Origin of the sequence: Daeguia caeni (genome assembly GCF_042653845.1) — a bacterium.
GTDB lineage: Bacteria > Pseudomonadota > Alphaproteobacteria > Rhizobiales > Rhizobiaceae > Brucella > Brucella caeni.
Window position 1 is genome coordinate 1 of the sequence record NZ_JBHSEL010000059.1, and the last position, 575, is coordinate 575.

Here is a 575-nt window from a genome sequence, read left to right on the forward strand (position 1 = left end):
TCCGGCCACCTGGTGCCACCCCGCACCTTCGTCATCGATGTCGGCGTCAGGGACGACCTGGCCAAGGTCCGCAAGACCGCAAGCGACTTCGACATGAGCGAGGTTGAGCGCATCATGAACCGCGCGCCGGTCATGGATGCCATCATCCGACATTGGAAGGAGAAGGCCGCCGGGCGGCAGACCGTGGTGTTCTGTTCGACGGTCGACCATGCCCGCAGCGCCACCGATGCCTTCAACGAGGCCGGTGTCGCAGCCGTTCTCGTCCATGGCGAGATGGCTGATGGCGAGCGCCAGGCGGCGCTTGCCGCCTATGCTGCCGGCGACGTCCAGGTCGTCGTCAACGTCGCCGTCCTGACCGAGGGTTGGGATCACCCGCCGACGGCCTGCGTCGTGCTGTTGCGCCCGTCCTCATACAAGTCGACCATGATCCAGATGGTCGGTCGGGGTTTGAGAACCGTCGATCCCAACGAACATCCGGGCGTCGTCAAGACCGACTGCGTTGTGCTCGATTTCGGCACCGCCAGCCTGATGCATGGCTCTCTCGAGCAGGAGGTCGATCTCGCCGGCCACGAGGC

At 65.2% G+C, this 575-nt stretch carries 1 protein-coding gene; it reads left to right on the forward strand.

From position 1 onward, the window contains the following. The coding region (locus tag ACFO1V_RS09365; protein ID WP_380075079.1) for a DEAD/DEAH box helicase at positions 1 to 575 on the forward strand (575 nt) is incomplete at both ends.